15 protein-coding genes and 1 pseudogene are annotated in these 16576 nt (G+C 72.3%); 6 read left to right on the forward strand and 10 right to left on the reverse strand.

From position 1 onward, the window contains the following. The 4 genes from AB0J39_RS30410 to AB0J39_RS30425 all read right to left on the reverse strand — a co-directional run. Window positions 1-1170, reverse strand: a 1170-nt coding sequence (locus AB0J39_RS30410; RefSeq protein ID WP_363470979.1) for a BTAD domain-containing putative transcriptional regulator, incomplete at its 3' end; no start/stop codon positions are given. A gap of 39 nt (window positions 1171-1209) precedes the next feature. Further along, window positions 1210-2529 (reverse strand): amidohydrolase family protein, encoded by a 1320-nt coding sequence (locus tag AB0J39_RS30415; RefSeq protein WP_363470981.1) that lies wholly within the window; start codon window positions 2527-2529, stop codon window positions 1210-1212. Window positions 2530-2665: 136 nt separating this feature from the next. Further along, the gene (gene mctP, locus AB0J39_RS30420; protein WP_363470983.1) at window positions 2666-4258 is read right to left on the reverse strand and encodes a monocarboxylate uptake permease MctP; all 1593 of its coding nucleotides are present in this window, start codon (window positions 4256-4258) and stop codon (window positions 2666-2668) included. Continuing rightward, window positions 4255-4485, reverse strand: a complete 231-nt coding sequence (locus AB0J39_RS30425) for a DUF3311 domain-containing protein (RefSeq protein WP_363470985.1) — start codon at window positions 4483-4485, stop codon at window positions 4255-4257. The genes mctP and AB0J39_RS30425 overlap by 4 nt, the downstream gene beginning before the upstream one ends. A 239-nt stretch (window positions 4486-4724) precedes the next feature. Here AB0J39_RS30425 and AB0J39_RS30430 point away from each other — a divergent pair, with 239 nt between their 5' ends. Continuing rightward, window positions 4725-5252: a DUF1697 domain-containing protein gene (locus AB0J39_RS30430; protein WP_363470988.1), complete on the forward strand. Its 528-nt coding sequence runs from the start codon at window positions 4725-4727 to the stop codon at window positions 5250-5252. A 38-nt stretch (window positions 5253-5290) separates the two neighbouring features. On the opposite strand, the gene AB0J39_RS30435 is transcribed toward AB0J39_RS30430, so the two are convergent. Both AB0J39_RS30435 and AB0J39_RS30440 read right to left on the reverse strand, forming a co-directional pair. Further along, window positions 5291-5413 (reverse strand): hypothetical protein, encoded by a 123-nt coding sequence (locus tag AB0J39_RS30435; protein WP_363470990.1) that lies wholly within the window; start codon window positions 5411-5413, stop codon window positions 5291-5293. Window positions 5414-5527: 114 nt separating this feature from the next. Next, window positions 5528-6064 carry an MFS transporter gene (locus tag AB0J39_RS30440; RefSeq protein ID WP_363470993.1) on the reverse strand — a complete coding sequence of 179 codons (537 nt, stop codon included), beginning with the start codon at window positions 6062-6064 and terminating at the stop codon, window positions 5528-5530. Between the two features lie 26 nt (window positions 6065-6090). Here AB0J39_RS30440 and AB0J39_RS30445 point away from each other — a divergent pair, with 26 nt between their 5' ends. Both AB0J39_RS30445 and AB0J39_RS30450 read left to right on the forward strand, forming a co-directional pair. Further along, the gene (locus AB0J39_RS30445; RefSeq protein ID WP_363470996.1) at window positions 6091-6696 is read left to right on the forward strand and encodes an XRE family transcriptional regulator; all 606 of its coding nucleotides are present in this window, start codon (window positions 6091-6093) and stop codon (window positions 6694-6696) included. Window positions 6697-6828: 132 nt separating this feature from the next. Further along, on the forward strand, window positions 6829-7701 hold the full coding sequence (locus tag AB0J39_RS30450; protein WP_363470998.1) for a methyltransferase: 873 nt from the start codon (window positions 6829-6831) through the stop codon (window positions 7699-7701). A 115-nt stretch (window positions 7702-7816) separates the two neighbouring features. On the opposite strand, the gene AB0J39_RS30455 is transcribed toward AB0J39_RS30450, so the two are convergent. After that, a complete protein-coding gene (locus AB0J39_RS30455; RefSeq protein WP_363471001.1) occupies window positions 7817-8449 on the reverse strand; it encodes a TetR/AcrR family transcriptional regulator in 633 nt (210 codons plus the stop codon). A 101-nt stretch (window positions 8450-8550) separates the two neighbouring features. On the opposite strand from AB0J39_RS30455, the gene AB0J39_RS30460 reads away from it, so the two are divergent. Together AB0J39_RS30460 and AB0J39_RS30465 are read left to right on the forward strand one after the other, a co-directional pair. Continuing rightward, complete coding sequence (locus tag AB0J39_RS30460; protein ID WP_363471004.1) at window positions 8551-9534, forward strand: oxidoreductase; 984 nt, start codon at window positions 8551-8553, stop codon at window positions 9532-9534. Further along, on the forward strand, window positions 9534-11162 hold the full coding sequence (locus tag AB0J39_RS30465; protein WP_363471007.1) for an ABC-F family ATP-binding cassette domain-containing protein: 1629 nt from the start codon (window positions 9534-9536) through the stop codon (window positions 11160-11162). The genes AB0J39_RS30460 and AB0J39_RS30465 overlap by 1 nt, the downstream gene beginning before the upstream one ends. A gap of 455 nt (window positions 11163-11617) precedes the next feature. Here AB0J39_RS30465 and AB0J39_RS30470 read toward each other — a convergent pair whose 3' ends face one another. Continuing rightward, the gene (locus AB0J39_RS30470) at window positions 11618-12121 is read right to left on the reverse strand and encodes an NUDIX domain-containing protein (RefSeq protein WP_363471010.1); all 504 of its coding nucleotides are present in this window, start codon (window positions 12119-12121) and stop codon (window positions 11618-11620) included. 51 nt (window positions 12122-12172) lie between these two features. Continuing rightward, window positions 12173-13852 (reverse strand): CocE/NonD family hydrolase, encoded by a 1680-nt coding sequence (locus AB0J39_RS30475; protein ID WP_363471013.1) that lies wholly within the window; start codon window positions 13850-13852, stop codon window positions 12173-12175. Window positions 13853-14135: 283 nt separating this feature from the next. On the opposite strand from AB0J39_RS30475, the gene AB0J39_RS30480 reads away from it, so the two are divergent. Further along, the gene (locus AB0J39_RS30480) at window positions 14136-16271 is read left to right on the forward strand and encodes an anthranilate synthase component I (protein ID WP_363471016.1); all 2136 of its coding nucleotides are present in this window, start codon (window positions 14136-14138) and stop codon (window positions 16269-16271) included. A 195-nt stretch (window positions 16272-16466) separates the two neighbouring features. On the opposite strand, the pseudogene AB0J39_RS30485 reads toward AB0J39_RS30480, so the two are convergent. Then, window positions 16467-16576: pseudogene (locus tag AB0J39_RS30485) on the reverse strand (SidA/IucD/PvdA family monooxygenase); the annotation flags it as partial.

Below are 16576 nucleotides of genomic sequence, written 5' to 3' on the forward strand. Positions count from 1 at the left end.
GCCGTCTCGCGCGGTGCCGTCTCGCGGGGCGGTGCCGTCTCGCGCGGTGTCGTCTCGCGCGGTGTCGTCTCGCGCGGTGTCGTCTCGCGCGGTGTCACCGAGCAGGACCCGCAGGGCGGCGGCCTGGGCCGGGGAAGGGGGCACCCGGGCGGTGAGATCCCCGACGACCTGCTGCCAGGGCCACAGGGCGGGCGCGCCGGAGGTCTCGTGGCACCTGCCCCACGCGACCAGCCAGCCCTCGGCGGCCCGCCGCTCCGCGAACGCCTCCGTCAGCCACGTCTTGCCGATCCCCGGTTCACCGGAGATCGCCGCGATCCTCGGCCTCCCTGCGGTCACGTCGCGCGCCAGCTCGCCCAGCCGGTCGAGCTGCGTGCTCCGGCCGACGGCCCGCCGCTCCGGCCGGTCCGCCCCCGGCGCCTCGGCCGGTGCGGCCGGGCCCCGCCGTACGGGGCCGGAGCCGTCGAGGGCCGGGTCCTGGGCGAGGATCGCCTCCTCCAGCCGCCGCAGCGCCGGGCCGGGGTCGAGGCCGAGCTCCTCGGCCAGGTGGGCCCGGGCCGCGCGCAGCGCGTCCAGGGCGTCCGCCTGCCGTCCGAGTGCGTAGAGCGTGCGGGCGAGCAGCTCCCACAGCCCTTCGCGCAGGGGGTGCGCGGCCACCAGGGCCTCTAGCTCGCCCACCACGTGCGGGTCGCCGACCCGCCCGGCCAGGAGCCGTTCCCGCGTCACGAGGTGGGCCTCGGCGAGCCGCTCGATCTCCGGCCGGAGCCAGGGCACGTCGCCGAACTCCTCGTACGGCATGCCGCGCCACAGGGCCAGCGCGCGTTCGGGCTCGCCGGCCTGGGCCAGGCGGACGAACTCCTCCGCGTCCACCTCGTGCGGCCCGAGCCCGTACCCGGGAGGGCGGCTGAGGAGCACGGACGACGGCGTGCGGGGAGCGCGGCCGGGTTCGAGCACCCGGCGCAGGGTGGAGATGTAGCTGTGCAGCGTGTTCTGGGCGCGCGGCGGCGGCGCGCCGTCGTACAGGTCGTCGAGGATCGCGTCCACCGAAACGGTCGCGCCCCTGGCGATCAGCAGACGGGCCACCAGCAGACGGGGCCGTGGCCCGCCGAGGTCGACGGGAACGCCGTCGACGTACGCCTCGACCGGGCCCAGCACCCGGAACATGACCGCCATGCCGGGATTGTGCCACGATCACCGGCCGGCATCGCGGCGTCAGGCGACGGGCAGCCCGGGCACGGCTCCGCGGAGGTGGGCGAGGCTCGCCTTCGCGGCGTCCATGGCCCGCCCGGCCGGCCCGGTGAGCACGCCGTCCCGCTTGACGACCACGCCGTCGCAGACGACCGTGCGGACCAGCCCGGGGTGGCCGGCGAGGACGACGGCGGCGCGGGGGTCGAGCACCGGCGCCACGGCGGGGGTGTCGGCCGCGAGCACGATCAGGTCGGCCCGCTTGCCGGGCGTAAGGCTGCCGGTGACGCCCGCCAGCCCGGCCACCGCGGCGCCGTCGGCGGTGACCATCCGCAGCAGGTCGCCGGCGGTCAGCGGCGCCGGGTCCTGGGTGAACCTGTGGTGGGCCAGGGCGGCGCGCATCTGCGTGAACATGTCCCCGGAGGTGGCGACCTCGGTGTCGGCGCTGAGGCCGGTGACGACGCCCGCCCGCAGGAGCCGGCCGGTCGCGGGCGTGCCGAGCCCGGGCATCGTCATCTCGATGAACGGCGACACGCTCGCGGTCGCGCCCGCACCGGCGGCGGCCTTCAGCTCGTCGTCGCCGGTCGCGCTCGCGTGCACCAGGGTGACCGTCTCGTCGAGCAGGCCCTCGTCGTGCAGCCAACCGACGCTGCCGGTCTTGTCGGCGGAGCCGACGTGCATGGTGACCCGCAGGCCGAGCTCCCGCGCGAGCAGCAGGTCGCGCCGGGCGGCGGAGGGGGCCGACATCTCGGGGCCGCGCGCCGCCAGGGCCATCGTGACGCGGGCGGCGTCGTCGCGGAGCACGTCCCTGACGCGGCGGACGTCGGCGGGGAGCTCCGCGTCGCTGTGGTCGCCGACCCAGTGGAGCGGATCGACCTGCGGCCAGCCGTACGCGAAGACGCCCCGGATCCCGCTGTCGCGCAGCGCGGCCACGGCGGCGTCGCTGTGCTCGGGGGTGTTCTGGATGTGGGACCAGTCGACCAGCGTGGTGATCCCCGACTCCAGCGCGCCGAGAGCGACGAGCAGGGTGCCCGCGTAGACGTCCTGCGGCCGGAAGTTCGGCCCGAGCTGGAGGAACGCGGCTCCGAGGTAGTCCATCAGGCTCCAGTCGAGCCCGATGTGGCGCAGCGCCGACTGCCAGGTGTGGCGGTGGGTGTCGACCAGCCCCGGCATCACCACGCAGCCGGTGGCGTCCACGACGTCGGCGCCCGGGGGGACCTCGGCGGCGGGACCGACCGAGACGATGACGCCGTCGCGGACGACGACGTCGGCGGGGCCGTCCGGGACGGCCGGGTCCATGCCGAGCACGTGACCGCCGGTGACGACCAGGTCGTTGCTGAGAGGCATCCTTGGCTCCTTCGGTGTTCGAGGTGATGCCTTTTTGTCCCACCGCGCACTTGTGGCCGACTCCACGCGGCGCGCGCCGCCGCGTCAAGCCGGCCACAAGTCGGTACGGAGGCCAGGCGGCCGGGTCCGCAGGACCTCAGGAAGCAGGCGCCGTGGTCTTCAGTTCGTGGACGCGCGGGTCGCCCTGGTCGGCGAAGTAGTCCCCGGGCCGGGTGCCGTCCGGGCCGTCGGCGCTCTTGAGCGCGCGGGCCACGACGGTCCCGAGCACGGCGACGACCAGGTTGACGATCAGCGCGAGGAAGCCGGCGTACACCGTGATCTTGGTGTCGAACCCGAGCTGTGACAGCGGGAAGGCCGAGCCGCCGAAGTGGGCGTGATTGGTGGCCGGGTTGGCGATGTTGTACAGCAGCAGCATCCCGGCCGCCATGCCGGCGGCCCAGCCGGCGATCAGGCCGCCACGGTGGAACCACCGGGTGTAGAGCCCGAGGCCCACCGACGGAAGCGTCTGCAGGATGATCACGCCGCCGATGAGCTGCAGGTCGATCGAGAACTGCGGGTCGATGAGCAGGATGCACAGCACCGCGCCCACCTTCACGACCAGCGACGCGACCTTGCTGACCGTGGCCTCCTGGGCGGCGGTCGCGTTCCGGTTGACGTACTCCTTGTAGATGTTGCGGGAGAACAGGTTGGCCGCGGCGATCGACATGATGGCGGCGGGCACGAGCGCGCCGATGCCGACGGCGGCGAACGCGACCCCGGCGAACCAGTCGGGGAACATCGCGTCGAACAGCCGCGGCACGATCGTGTTGTTGTCCTTGCCGATGGGCGTGATCCCGGCCGCGATGGCCATGTAGCCCAGCAGCGCGATCAGGCCGAGCAGCAGGCTGTAGGCCGGCAGGGCCGACATGTTCCGCTTGATGACGTTCCGGTTCCGCGAGGCGAGGATGCCGGTGACGCTGTGCGGATACAGGAACAGCGCCAGCGCCGAGCCGAACGCGAGCGTGACGTACTGGAGCTGGTTGTTCGCGTTCAGCACGATGCCGTCGCCCGGCGCCGGGGTCGCGTCGAACTTGGCCTTCGCGGCCTCGAAGACCGAGCCCATGCCTCCCAGCTTCGCCGGGATGTAGATGATCGCGACCAGGATCACCAGGTAGATCAGCGAGTCCTTGACGAACGCGATCAGCGCGGGGGCGCGCAGCCCGGACTGGTAGGTGTAGGCCGCGAGGATCGCGAACGCGATGATCAGCGGCAGGTCGCCCGTCAGCCCCATCGTCTTCAGCACCGCCTCGATGCCGATGAGCTGCAGCGCGATGTACGGCATGGTCGCGACGATGCCGGTGATCGCCACGAGCAGCGCCAGCGTGGGGGAGCCGAAGCGCACGCGGACGAAGTCGGCCGGCGTGACGAGGTTGTGCACGTGCGAGACCGACCACAGCCGGATCAGCACGAGCATCACCATCGGGTAGACGACCACCGTGTACGGCACGGCGTAGAAGCCCATGGCGCCCGCGCCGAAGATCAGGGCGGGCACGGCCACGAACGTGTAGGCCGTGTAGAGGTCGCCGCCGATCAGGAACCAGGTGATCCAGCTGCCGAAGCTGCGCCCGCCGAGGCCCCATTCGTTCAGGCTGGCGAGGTCGTCCGGACGGCGCCAGCGGGCGGCCACGAAGCCCAGGCCGCTCACGACCAGGAACAGGATCGTGAAGATGACGATCTCGGTGGTCTTCACCGGTTCCTCCTCGTCGCGCGGTAGACGAGGGTGGTCGTGGTGACGCCGATGATGATGAAGGCGAGTTGCAGCCAGTAGAACAGCGGGATGCCGAACAGTCGCGGTTCCACCGCGTTGAACAGGGGCGGGAGGAGCGGGATCACGATCGGCAACAGGAGCAGCCAGTTGAGCGGACTGTAGTCCGGGCTCCGGCCGCGGTCGTCGCGGGCGTCGCGGGGGGTCGTCACACGTTCTCCAATCGGACACGGACCAGGCGTGCCCGGCAGCTCCGCGTGACGGGCCGTCACGCGGACCAGCGGGACGGTTACACGGCGGCAGCGTAAGGAAGTTCGGGTAACAGGGAGATCACCGATCGCCGAACGGTCGTGTTGGCGCGCCCAGCGACGACAGCGGCACATGACAATCCGATACCTGACGCTGTCTGACAGGAACGGGCGGTAGGTTCCCGCCGGAAGGAGGCGATGCGATGCGGTACGTGGCGCTGCTGCGCGGCATCAACGTCAGCCCCGCCACCACGGTGGCGATGGCCGATCTGCGGGCACTGCTGGGACGGCTCGGATACGGGAACGTGCGCACTCACCTGCGCAGCGGGAACGCCCTGTTCACGGCGGACGGGGACGCCGAGCCGATCTCCGCCGCGATCGAGCGCGGGCTCCGGGAGGAGCTCGGCCTGTCCGCCGCGGTGATCGTCCGTACGGCCGGGCAGCTTCGCGCCGTGGTGGAGCGCAACCCCCTGGAGGTCCGGGACCCCGCCCGGTTCGCCGTGGTCTTCCTGTCCCGGCCGCCGGACCGGGAGGGGCTGGCGAGCATCGATCCGGCGGCGTACGCCCCCGAGGAGATGCGGATGGGCGAGCGGGAGCTCTACGTCTACTTCCCCGACGGGCTGCGGCGTCCCAAGCTGCCGCCTCTCCTTGAGAAGTATTCGACCGGCCCGGTGACCATGCGCAACTGGAACACCGTCACCCGCCTGCTCGCGCTCGCCGAGGACCTCTAGACGAGTAGTTCCTATGTGGTCAGCCGGTTGTTACGCGGTCACCGGACGGCGACGGTCTCCGTGGGCTCCGCCTCGTCCGCGTTGGCGAGGTCTGAGCCCTTCGGCCCGCGAAGAGCGAGGTAGACGAGCAGCACGCCCATGACGGCGACGCCTGCCCACATGGCCTGCTGCCAGCCGTCGACGAAGGACTGCTGCGCGGTGTGGATCAGGTCCTGAGCATGGCTGCCGGTGCTCGGCGCGAGGCAGGGAGCCGGTGATGGCCTCGGTGGAGGGCGTCATCGACAGGCCCATGCCGATGCCCATGGCGAGCATGCCGGCGAGGATCGACAGGTAACCGCCGTCGACGGAGACGAACAGCGCTGCAGGGCGAAGATGAGCCCGATCACGGCGACGGCGGACACCGATGCGCCGATGGTGTCGAAGGAGTGGGTGGGGCGATCGCGGGAGTCGGGCACCGACCTCAGGGTCATCGCCAGCGCGACGACGACCAGCACCACGGGCAGCACGAACAGCCACCGCCAGCCCGCGACGTCCACGAGGAACGCGGACAGGAACATGCCCAGGATGCCGCCGCCTCCGGCGACGCCGGTCCATACACCGATCGCCTTGCCCCGTTCCTCCTCGGGGAACGTGGAGGTGATGACGGCCAGCGTGATCGGCATGATCATCGCGGCGCCGATGCCCGCGGCCACCCGGGCGCCGATCATCACTGCGGCCGACGAGGCGAGCCCGGCGACGACGCCGGCCGCGCCGAAGACGATCAGTCCGGTGATCAGCATGGGCTTGCGGCCCAGCCGGTCGTAAGCCCGCATTGCAGCCGAGGCATAGCATGTTGCCTATGACGCAAGAAGATGGGGCGCTGGACAGCCTCGTACGCAAACGGATCCGCGCGCTGCGCGTCGCTCAGGGCTGGTCCCTGGAAGAACTGGCCACGCGTGCCAATCTCAGCCAGTCCTCGCTGAGCCGGATCGAGAACGGACAGCGCCGCCTCGCCCTGGACCAGCTCGTCACCCTCGCCCGCGCCCTGGACACCACCCTCGACCAGCTCGTGGAGAACGCCGCCGACGACGTCGTCATCAGCCCGATGATCGACGCGACCCACGGCCTGATGCGCTGGCCCATAAAGGGCGACCCCGGTATGAGCGTCATGCGTCAGCGCATGACCGAACCTCCGCCCGACAATCCCGCCCGCATGCGCGCCCACCCCGGCCGCGAATGGCTCGTCGTGCTGTCCGGCACCGCGATCCTCATGCTCGGCCACCGCCGGTTCCGCATCGAGACCAACCAAGCCGCCGAGTTCCCCACGATGATGCCGCACGCGATCGGAGCCGAGGGCGGCCCGTGCGAGATCATGGGCATCTTCGACCGCGACGCCCGCCGCGGCCACCAACGCGGCGCGGGCGAGACCGGCGAGCCCGACGGCGTACGGGGCCCCCGCGACTAGCACCCTCGCGAGTACGGAGTTCCGCCGCCACAAGAGGGATGACGTTGCGCGGCGGGCAGCGCATCACGCCACCTTCTTGCGTATCTCGCAAGGAGTCGTGCGATAGGCGCATGGGGTGCTTACGGTGACGTCATGACCACAGCGCACGAGCACATCCCTCACCACGGCGGCTCGCACGGCCACCACCAGGAACACGACGACAGCGGACAGGCGGAGATCCTCGACCTGGACGCCGAGGTCCTCGCCGAGCACATCGCATCCATCACGGCCTGGCTGCCGCTGAAGGTCGAGCCGCGCCAGATCGTGGACCTGGGCTGCGGCACCGGCGCGGGCGCCTTCGCGCTCCTCGAACGCTTCCCCGAGGCGCGTGTCACCGCGGTCGACGCCTCCGTCGGCCACCTGCGGCTCCTGCGTGAGAAGGCATGTGCCCGCGGCGTCTCGGACCGGGTGCGCACCGTGCAGGCCGACCTCGACACCGGCCACTGGCCCGACCTCGGCACACCGGACCTGGTGTGGGCCTCCGCGTCGATGCACCACATGGCCCACCCCGACCGCGCACTGCGTAACGTCCACGAACTTCTCGCGCCGGGCGGGCTGTTCGCCGTCGTCGAGCTGAGCGGCTTCCCCCGATTCCTGCCCGCCGACGCCCCCGAGGGCCGACCGGGACTCGAGGAGCGCGCCCACAGAGCGACCGACGGCTTCCACGCCGAACACGTCCCGCACCGCGGCGCCGACTGGGGGCCGATGCTGGCCGCCGCCGGGTTCACCGTCGAGGACGAGCGCACCATCACCGTCCACATCGAGGGCGATCGCAGCGAGGCCGTCGGCCGCTACGCCCACCGCGGCCTGCAACGCATCCGCGTCGCCGCCGCACCCGCACTCAGCCCTGAGGACCTCGCCGCCCTCGACGAACTCCTGGACGTCGACAGCCCGCACGGCATCCTGCACCGCGATGACCTCGCCGTACGCACCGAGCGCACCGTCTGGGCCGCCCGCCGCGCCTGACCCCTCGGCTGCCGGTCGCCTGCCGGGTGGCAACCACACCCACCTACTTGCCTCATACGCAACCCCTTGCCGCGCACCGCCGTGCACGTCGTTCGGCTGCAGGAAGCCGAGGACTCTAGGAAGTCGTCTGCTCCGGCAGCCGCGAAGCGGCCCGCAGGGCTCCGGCGCGCGCGGCGGCAAGCGTGACGTGTACCGCCAGGTCGGCGGTCGTCTCGTCGACCGGATCGGCGGTGACGAGCAGGCGCAGGTAGATCGGCGCGGCCAGGGTCTTCAAGAGCTCGGCGGGATCGGTGTCCGCGGGAAGCTCGCCGCGCTCGACGGCGCGCGTCACCACCGGCTCGGCCCTGACGAGCCGGTCCTCGAACACGTGACGCCGGGCCGCGGCGATCTCCGGGAGATGAGCCGCCCCGGTGAACATGGCGGCGAGGACGGCCTGTCCGGTCGCACCGGTGAAGGCCTGGACGAGCGAGCGCGCCAGCGCCCCCAGGTCGGTCTCGATCGCCCCGGTGTCGGGCACGGGGATGTCCATCGCCATGTGCTCGGCCAGGGCGTCGACGAGCAGGCTCTCCCGATCCTTCCAGCGCCGATACACCGTCGTCTTGTGGACCCCGGCGCGCTGGGCGACGTTCTCGACGGTCAACGCGGCGTAGCCCTTGTCCACGAGTTCGGCGAGTGTGGCGGCATGGACCGCGGCGCGGACTTTGGCGCCGCGGCCGACCGGCCCGGCCGAGGACTGACCAGACTGCATTGCAACTCCAAGTTGCGATAGTCGCGAGGCGGGTGACACCATGACGGTATCGCAACTCGGAGTTGCGATAACTTCGCTTGCGACCCTTTGAGGCGGCCCTCATGCGTAACTCTCCTCCATGGACCTTCCGCGCCATTCCCGATCAGACCGGACGAGTCGCGGTGGTGACAGGAGCCAACAGCGGCATCGGCTATGTCACCGCCCGCGAGCTGGCCCGTCGCGGTGCGCACGTCGTGCTGGCCTGCCGCAGCCCCGAACGCGGCCGGGCCGCCCTCACCCGCATGCGGCACGAGGCCCCCCGCGCTCACCTCGAACTGCGCAGGGTCGACCTGGGCAGCCTGGCCTCGATCCGGGAGTTCGCGGCGGGCTGGGACCTCGGCCGGCTCGATCTGCTGGTCAACAACGCCGGGGTGGCGATGGTGCCCTACGCGCGGACCGCCGACGGATTCGAGTCGCAGTTCGGCATCAACCATCTGGGCACCTTCGCCCTGACCGGTCTGCTCCTGCCGCAGCTGCTCGCGGCGCCCGAGCCGCGGGTGGTCACCGTCAGCAGCGAGGGCCAGCGCTTCGCCCGCTTCGACCTGAAGAACCTCGACGCCGAGCGCGGCTATCGCACGGCGTTCGCCTACGTGCAGTCCAAGCGGGCCAACCTCTACTTCGCGATGGAACTGCAGCGCCGGGCCGACGCCGCCGGGCAGAAGCTGCGCAGCATGGCCGTCGCCCCCGGACTCACCCGTACGAACGTGCTCACCGGCGGCGCCAACAGCGGCAGGGGACGGCTGTACGCGACGCTCACGCGACTGCTGGTGCGCCTGGCCTTCCGTCCCACCCCGGAAGGGGCGAAGACGTCCCTGTACGCGGCGACCGTGCCGGACCTGCCCGGCGGCAGCTACATCGTTCCCGACGGCGTACTGCAGCTGCGTGGTGAGCCGGCTCCCCGTACTCGCGAGCGCGCCATCCGTGACACCGCCACAGCCACCCGCCTCTGGCGGCTGTCCGAGCGGCTGACCGGCGTCACCTATCCACTGTCCGCCGCCACGGCGACGCCGGGACAGGCGTGGGACCCAGTAGGGTCGGTGTCCTGATGAGCGCCACTCTTGTCGCGAAGGAACTCGCCGCCGGGCACGGCGACCGTGTCCTGTTCGCGGATCTCGATCTGGTCGTCGCGCCCGGGGACGTCGTGGGGCTGGTGGGGGCGAACGGCGCGGGCAAGTCGACGCTGCTGCGCCTGCTCGCCGGCCTCGACGCGCCCGAGCACGGCGGCGTACGGCTCAGCCCGCCCACCGCCAACGTCGGTCACCTGCCGCAGGAGCCGGAACGGCGGCCCGGCGAGACCGTCGCCGCCTTCCTCGCCCGCCGCACCGGGGTCGCCGCCGCGCAGCGGGCCCTCGACGCGGCCACCGAGGCGCTCGTGAGCGGCGATCCCGGCGACGCGTACGCCGAGGCCCTCGACCGCTGGCTCGCCCTCGGCGGCGCGGACCTGGAGGAGCGGGCCGCCGAGGTGGCGGCCGACCTCGGGCTCACGGTCGGCCCGGAGCAGGAGATGACGTCCCTGTCCGGCGGCCAGGCGGCCCGGGTGGGGCTGGCCTCGCTGCTGCTCAGCCGTTACGACGTGTTCCTGCTCGACGAGCCCACCAACGACCTCGACCTCGACGGCCTGGACCGGCTCGAACGTTTCGTGACGGGGCTGCGTGCCGGAACCGTGGTCGTCAGCCACGACCGCGAGTTCCTCGCCCGTACGGTCAACCGGGTGGTCGAGCTCGATCTGGCTCAGCGGCAGGTCCGCGCGTACGGCGGCGGTTACGACGCCTACCTGGAGGAGCGCGAGGTCGCCCGCAGGCACGCGCGCGAGCAGTACGAGGAGTACGCCGACACCCGGGCGTCCCTGGAGGCCCGCGCCCGATCCCAGCGCGCCTGGATGGAGAAGGGCGTCAAGAACGCCCGCCGCAAGGCCCCCGACGGCGACAAGATCGGGCGGAAGTTCCGCACCGAGGCGACGGAGAAGCAGGCGTCCAAGGCCCGGCAGACCGAGAAGATGATCGAGCGGCTGGAGGTCGTCGAGGAGCCGCGCAAGGAGTGGGAGCTGCGGATGGAGATCGCCGCCGCACCCCGCTCCGGGGCCGTGGTCGCGACGCTGCGCGGCGCGCTCGCGCGGCGTGGCGACTTCACACTCGGGCCCGTCGACCTGCAGATCGACTGGGCGGACCGGGTCGCGATCACCGGCGCGAACGGCTCGGGCAAGAGCACCCTGCTCGGCGTGCTGCTCGGCCGCATCCCCCTCGACGAGGGGACGGCGGCGCTCGGTTCCGGTGTGGTCGTCGGCGAGGTCGACCAGGCCCGCGCCCTCTTCGAAGGCGACGAGCCGCTGCTCGACGCGTTCGGCGCGCTCGTCGACCTGCCGCCGGCCGACGTCCGCACGGTGCTGGCCAAGTTCGGCCTGCGCGCCGACCATGTGCTGCGCCCGGCGGCCACGCTGTCGCCGGGCGAGCGCACGAGGGCGGCCCTCGCCCTTCTGCAGGCCCGAGGGGTCAACCTGCTGGTCCTGGACGAGCCCACCAACCACCTCGATCTCCCGGCGATCGAACAGCTGGAGTCCGCGCTCGACTCGTACACGGGGACCCTGCTGCTCGTCACCCACGACCGGCGCATGCTGAAGGCCGTCCACACGACCCGCCGCGTCGTCGTCGAGGCCGGCCGCATTCACGAAGCCTGACCGCGCGAGGGGCCCGACGCGTTTGTCGATCAATCACACGGTGTGATCTTGTCGGGTGGTCGATGATGCCGGTATGCGCGGATGGGGACCGGTATGGGGTGGGGTCGCGGTGGCGGCCCTGGCGGCGCTGGGGGTGGCGGTATACGGGTTGATCGCTGAGCGGAGCGGCGGTGGCGGCGGTGTGCGGCAGCGGGCCGAGGCGACCGGGCGTGGTCGCGTCCTTCAGGCCGGCCGCGATATCGGCAAGCGGTGAGGCCGTCGCGTGGGTCACGCAAGGTGATCCAGCATGCGGAGGGGTCAGGATGCGCCTGGTGATCCGGTGCGGGTCTCGCAGTTCCTGCTGGCGCGTGAGCGGGATCACTGGGAGGCGAGACCTCTGCGCGCCGGGACAGACCCCTGGCGACCTCGCCAGAGGCGATGGGGCAGGTCGTCTATGTCGCGACGCTGACCGGCCGTCACGCCCACGACGATCGGCCGGAGCCGAAATAGCGGGCCACGACCTGTGTGTGCAGCGGGAACGCCAGCTCTCGGGGGCCGTCGATGACCAGCCACTCGCTGGTCTCCGCGGTGCGCGCGACCGGCGGGAGGGCGTCCGCGGTCGTCCGCGGCCCGAGACCGAAGATCAGCACGGTGCCGTCCGGCGCGCTGACCGCGTCGAACAGCCGGACGCCGGCCGCGTCGGCCACGACGCCCGTCTCCTCGCGGAGCTCCCGTACGGCGGCCTGCTGCCAGGACTCGCCGATGTCGATGAAGCCGCCGGGAAGGGCGAGCAGGCCGCGGTGCGGCTCGACGTCCCGGCGGACCACGAGAAGGCCGTCGTCCACCGGAAGCACCATGACGGCGACCGGCAGGGGGTTGAGGTAGCCGGTGTTGCCGCACTCCTGACAGGTCCTCGGCCAGGGCAGGCCGGCCGCGTAGGCCGCTCCGCAGAAGGAACAGCAGGAGTTCCTGATCGCCATGATCGCGAGGGTAGCAGCGCCCGGGCGCGGACGCCGGGCGTGCCGATCGGCTCAGGGCAGCGCGGGGAGGATCACCGCCGAGGGATGGCGGGGGTCGTGCAGGATCTCCTGGTCCGAGGCGACCATGGGGGTGCCGGCCGTCAGCGGCGCGCCGGTGCCCGGGTTGCGGGCGATGCGCGGGTAGGCCCCGCTGGCCACCTGCACCCGGATGCGGTGGCCGCGGCGGAACCGGTGGCCCATCGGCCACAGGTCGATCTCCACCCGGCGCACGCCGTCCTCGTCGGCCCGCAGCTGCGGCGTCAGCCGGCGCACGCCCTCGCAGACGTTCATCGACGCGCCGTCGGGGTGCACGTCGCACACCCGCACGACGAAGTCCGTGTGCTCCCTGCCGGTGCGCACGAACAGCTCGGCGCTCACCGGGCCGATCATCTCGGTGTCCCGGGCGAGCGCCTCCGAGGTGTACACGAGCACGTCACGCCGGGCCTCCAGCCGCCGGTTGTCCCTCGGCTCGGAGTTGCCGATCAGCACCGGGCCGCCGATCACCGGCGTCGGGTGCGCGGGGTCGTAGCGGTAGCGGTCCGGCTCGCCGCCCGCCGGGTTGTCCGGAGACAGGGCGAAGCCCGGCTGCAGGTGCCAGCGCTCGCGCCGCATGCCGGGCGGCGGCCAGTCCGGCTCGTCCCGCCACACGCCCGCGCCGGTGACGTACAGGCGGACGGGGGAGGGGCGCAGCCCCGAGGGGTCGCCGAGCAGGTGGGCGCGGAACCAGGCCAGGGCGTCGGCGTTGGCCGCCCGCCCGTGGCGGATGTCTGCGTGGTACCACGGCCCGATCGTGAGGTGGGGCCGCCGCCCCGCCGCCCGCAGCGCCGCGTAGTCCTTGAGCTGCCAGGGCAGGAACACGTCATACCAGCCGCCGGTCATCGTGATCTCGGCGCCGACCTCGCCCACCGACGCGGAGAAGTCCCTCTTGTCCCAGTACGTGCAGAGGGCCTCGCCGTGGTGGGCCACGAGCTCCCGGAAGAACGGCAGCGGCCTGCCCGCCGACAGCACGTCGAGCTCGGGCAGCGGGTGGCCCGACAGGCCCGACAGCACGGCCCGGCGGGTGCGCCTGGGCGCGATGAACGCGGCCATGCCGCTCAGCCTGCCCTCCAGGTGCGCGGTGAGCGTCGTCCAGATCAGCGTCGACTCCAGCGCGAACGACCCGCCGACGTACGCGGCGTCGCGGAAGCACGAGGCGGTCACCTGGACGGCCATCGCCCGCAGGTCGGGGGTCTGCGCCGCGATCGCCCACTGGGTGTAGCCGAGGTAGGAGGGCCCGTGCATGGCGAAGCCGCCGCCGTACCACGACTGCGCCCGCATCCACTCGACGGTCGCCAGGCCGTCCTCCTGCTCGTGGGCCAGGGGGTCGAGCCGGCCGCCCGAGCCGAAACCGCCCCGGCAGCTCTGCAGCAGGACCTGGAATCCGTGCCGGGCGAAGGTCCAGCCGTACATCCACCCGACCACGCCGCCCCGCCCGTACGGCGTGCGGATCAGGATCGTCGGCGGCTGGTCGGCGCCGACGGGGGTGTAGTGGTCGGCCAGGAGGGTCACGCCGTCCGGCATCGGCACGGGCACGTTCCTGCGCACCCGGACCCGGTGGCCCGGCGGGCCGCTCGGCCCTCGCGGTCCCTCCAGTCCGCCCGGTCCCTGCGGGACGCGGCGGTGCGGTGGCAGTCCGGCCGGCACGCGGACCATCACGCCCCTCCTTTCCGGCCCGGGGTGCGATCTCGCGCCCGGCCGAGAGTGGAGTTTCCGACCAGTAACAGAATATCTATCCGGTTCTCGCGCTTCCAGTCGCGTCGCGTTGCATGATCGCGGCTCCCGCGGCTACCCTTACCGCATGCGAACTCCTGCACCCTCCCAGTGGTGGCGCCGCTAGCAGGCGGCGTTTTCGCATTCGTATTGGAGACCGGCCGCCCCGTGAGAGGCGGCCTTCTGTATGTCCGCCCCGGGGCATACGAAAAAAGGGGCGTGGACAGTGGAGATCAGCGGATATACCACGGCCGGCGGCATCGCGGTCGAGCGCCGGGTGCGCGAGGTGTCCGAGGAGGCGCTGGAGGAGATCGTCACGTCGCTGGGGGAGCGGCGCGGCGGCGCCTTCTCCTCCGGCATGGACTACCCGGGCCGTTACAGCAGATGGGCCTTCGGCTACGTCGACCCCTGTCTGGAGATCGTGGCGCGCGGCCGGCGGATATCCGCCCGGGCGCTCAACGAGCGCGGCGAGGTCGTGCTGCCCGCCGTCGCCTCCTGCCTGCTCGCCGCGGGCAAGCCGGAGAGCGAGCCGACCCCCGGCTACGTCGAGGTGCACGTCGCCGAGTCCGAGGACCTGCTGCCCGAGGAGATGCGCAGCCGCCGTCCCACCGTCTTCACCGCCATCCGCGAGATCATCGCCGCCTTCCGGTCCGACGACCCGCACCTCGGCCTGTACGGCGCCTTCGGCTACGACCTGGCATTCCAGTTCGAGCCGATCCGTTACCGCCTGACCCGGCCCGGCGACCAGCGCGACCTGGTGCTGCACCTGCCCGACCGGCTCGTCGTGATCGACCGGGTCCGCGAGACCAGCGTGGAGCACTGCTACGACTTCACCGTGGACGGCGTCTCCACCAGCGGCCTGAAGCGCACCGGCGAGGCGGTCCCCCTGGTCGCGCCCCGCGAGATCCCGCCGGACCCGGTGCGGGGGACCTACGCCGACGTCGTCGCCAAGGCCAAGGAGAAGTTCCAGCGCGGCGACCTGTTCGAGGTCGTCCCCGGCCAGGTCTTCCACGGCGCCTGCACCGACCCCGCCGCCTTCTACCGGTCGCTGCGCACGGAGAACCCCGCGCCGTACGAGTTCCTGCTCAACCTCGGCGACGGCGAGCACCTGGTCGGCGCCTCGCCCGAGATGTACGTCCGGGTGAGCGGCGACCGGGTCGAGACCTGCCCGATCTCCGGCACGATCGCCAGGGGGGCCAACCCGGTCGAGGACGCCGAGGCCATCCGCACGCTCCTGTCCAGCGTGAAGGAGGAGTCGGAGCTGACCATGTGCACGGACGTGGACCGCAACGACAAGTCGCGCATCTGCGTCCCCGGCAGCGTCCGGGTGATCGGCCGCCGCCAGATCGAGATGTACTCCCGGCTGATCCACACCGTCGACCACATCGAGGGCCGGCTGCGCCCCGAGTTCGACGCCCTCGACGCGTTCCTCACCCACATGTGGGCCGTCACCGTCACCGGCGCCCCCAAGACGTGGGCCATGCAGTTCATCGAGGACCACGAGGAGACCACGCGGCGCTGGTACGGCGGCGCGGTCGGCTTCATCGGCTTCGACGGCTCGATGAACACCGGCCTGACCCTGCGCACCGCGCAGATCCGCGACGGCGTCGCGACCGTGCGGGCCGGGGCGACGCTGCTGTACGACTCCGACCCCGAGGCCGAGGAGCGGGAGACCGAGCTCAAGGCCAGCGCCCTCCTCGGCGCGCTCGCCGCGGCCGCCCGCCCCCGGGACGAGGCGCGGGCGGAGCCCAGGGCCGACCTGCCGGGCGAGGGCCACCGGGTGCTGCTCGTGGACCACGAGGACTCCTTCGTCAACACCCTCGCCGACTACTTCCGGCAGCAGGGCGCCTCGGTGGTGACGCTGCGGCACGGCTTCCCGCTGGACAAGCTCGACGAGATCGCGCCCACGCTGGTCGTGCTGTCGCCCGGCCCCGGCTGGCCGTCCGACTTCGGCTGCTCGGCGCTCATCGAGGCGCTGTACGCCAGGAGGCTGCCGGTGTTCGGGGTGTGCCTGGGCCTGCAGGCCATGGTCGAGCAGGCGGGCGGCACGCTCGAACTGCTGCCGTACCCCGAGCACGGCAAGCGCGGCCGGGTCCGCCGCGAGGGCGACAGCGCGCTGCTCGACGGGCTGCCCGGCGAGTTCGTCGCGGCCCGCTACCACTCCCTGCACGCCAAGGAGCCGGGGGTCAGGGGTTTCCGGGTCACCGCGTCCACCCAGGACGGCGCGGCGATGGCGATCGAGGACACCGAGAACCTGCGTTTCGGCGTGCAGTTCCACCCCGAGTCGATCCTGACCACCCAGGGCGGCGCCGGTGCGAGGATCATCGCGAACGTCCTGCGGCTTTGCGCGCGCCATGACTGAGTAAAGAGGCGGTCGGGGGAGGCGCCGGCGCGGCGGGGGAGCCGTAGAGTCCACTGCCGTGCCGGAGCCGAGACCCGACGAACAACTGCCCGTTGCCCTGCCCGACGCGGTGCGGGCGGCCCTGCTCGCGCCCGTGGTGGACCAGCACTGTCACGGCGTGCGCCGCGACGACACCACCAGGTCGGGGTTCGAGCAGCTCATCGGCGAGGGCGGGTCGGCCAGCGTGACGAGGTCGGCGATGAACGGCGTCTGCAGCGTCACGGAGTCGAGCATCATCCCGGGGTGCCAGGCGAAGCCGGGCCTCG

The sequence above is a fragment of the Microbispora sp. NPDC049633 genome, assembly GCF_040675265.1.
Lineage (GTDB): Bacteria > Actinomycetota > Actinomycetes > Streptosporangiales > Streptosporangiaceae > Microbispora > Microbispora maris.

What these genes read in the sequence shown, in the direction of transcription:
- AB0J39_RS30465 (WP_363471007.1), top strand. Translation starts at nt 9,534, where the DNA reads ATGAGCGCCACTCTTGTCGCGAAGGAACTCGCCGCCGGGCACGGCGAC.
- AB0J39_RS30430 (WP_363470988.1), top strand. Translation starts at nt 4,725, where the DNA reads ATGCGGTACGTGGCGCTGCTGCGCGGCATCAACGTCAGCCCCGCCACC.
- AB0J39_RS30460 (WP_363471004.1), top strand. Translation starts at nt 8,551, where the DNA reads ATGCGTAACTCTCCTCCATGGACCTTCCGCGCCATTCCCGATCAGACC.
- AB0J39_RS30475 (WP_363471013.1), bottom strand. Translation starts at nt 13,852, where the DNA reads ATGGTCCGCGTGCCGGCCGGACTGCCACCGCACCGCCGCGTCCCGCAG.
- AB0J39_RS30450 (WP_363470998.1), top strand. Translation starts at nt 6,829, where the DNA reads ATGACCACAGCGCACGAGCACATCCCTCACCACGGCGGCTCGCACGGC.
- AB0J39_RS30470 (WP_363471010.1), bottom strand. Translation starts at nt 12,121, where the DNA reads ATGGCGATCAGGAACTCCTGCTGTTCCTTCTGCGGAGCGGCCTACGCG.
- AB0J39_RS30440 (WP_363470993.1), bottom strand. Translation starts at nt 6,064, where the DNA reads ATGCGGGCTTACGACCGGCTGGGCCGCAAGCCCATGCTGATCACCGGA.
- AB0J39_RS30455 (WP_363471001.1), bottom strand. Translation starts at nt 8,449, where the DNA reads ATGCAGTCTGGTCAGTCCTCGGCCGGGCCGGTCGGCCGCGGCGCCAAA.
- AB0J39_RS30445 (WP_363470996.1), top strand. Translation starts at nt 6,091, where the DNA reads ATGACGCAAGAAGATGGGGCGCTGGACAGCCTCGTACGCAAACGGATC.
- AB0J39_RS30435 (WP_363470990.1), bottom strand. Translation starts at nt 5,413, where the DNA reads ATGTGGGCAGGCGTCGCCGTCATGGGCGTGCTGCTCGTCTACCTCGCT.
- AB0J39_RS30415 (WP_363470981.1), bottom strand. Translation starts at nt 2,529, where the DNA reads ATGCCTCTCAGCAACGACCTGGTCGTCACCGGCGGTCACGTGCTCGGC.